This is a genomic window from Streptomyces sp. W16, assembly GCF_033194735.1.
Taxonomy (GTDB): domain Bacteria; phylum Actinomycetota; class Actinomycetes; order Streptomycetales; family Streptomycetaceae; genus Streptomyces.
Genome location: NZ_JAWOAI010001211.1, coordinates 1 through 740 on the forward strand (window position 1 = coordinate 1; position 740 = coordinate 740).

A 740-nucleotide genomic window follows, 5' to 3' on the forward strand; every position below is an offset into this window, starting at 1 on the left:
CCTCGGGCGCCGACGGCGCCCCGAGCAACGCCCGGGACCACTCGGCGTTCCGCTGCCGCACCGCCGCCCGGCACCACGCGGCGTGCAGCTCGCTCCGCCAGTCGTCCGCCACCGCCAGCGCCACGATCTCCCGGGGCGTACGGCCGCCCAGCCGCCGCTCCCAGGTCCGAAGCGGTGTCGCCTCCACCAACTGTCCCAGCCACCACGACCGTTCACCTCGCCCTGCCGGAGCCTTCGCGACCACACCGTCCCGCTCCATGCTTGAGTCGCACTCGTGCGGCGCCTCCACGACCAGGCCGGGCTCCTCGCGCGTACGGTCGACCGCCACACAGGCCGCGGCCCGGACCGCCATCCGCGCGGCGAGCGCCGAGTCCGGGAGCGCCGACAGCAACTCCGCCGCCGTGGCCCGTACGTTGCGGCTCCGGTCGGCCAACGCCTGCTCCAGGAAAGGCTCGTCCTCGGCAGTGAGCCCCGTCCGCAGCGAGTCGAGGAACATCAGCCGGTCCTCCGCGCGCTCCGTCGCCCATGTGGCGACGAGCAGTTCCCTTGCGACCGCGGGACGTTGTGCGCGTATCGCCGCGAGCAGGGCGACACGCTCGGCGAACAGCCCCTCCTGCCACAGCTGTTGGACCTGACCCGGGTCGTCCAGGTCCGGCAGGGCCGCGCCGCCGCCCGGGGTGGCGCGCAGGGCGAACCGCCAGTCCGGGTTCAGCCGGGCCAGCCACAACGCGCGCGGGCCC

1 protein-coding gene is annotated in these 740 nt (G+C 75.3%); it reads right to left on the reverse strand.

The window, feature by feature from the left end:
* On the reverse strand, positions 1-740 hold a 740-nt coding region (locus tag R6V09_RS54260; RefSeq protein WP_317888702.1), incomplete at both ends, for a DUF5691 domain-containing protein.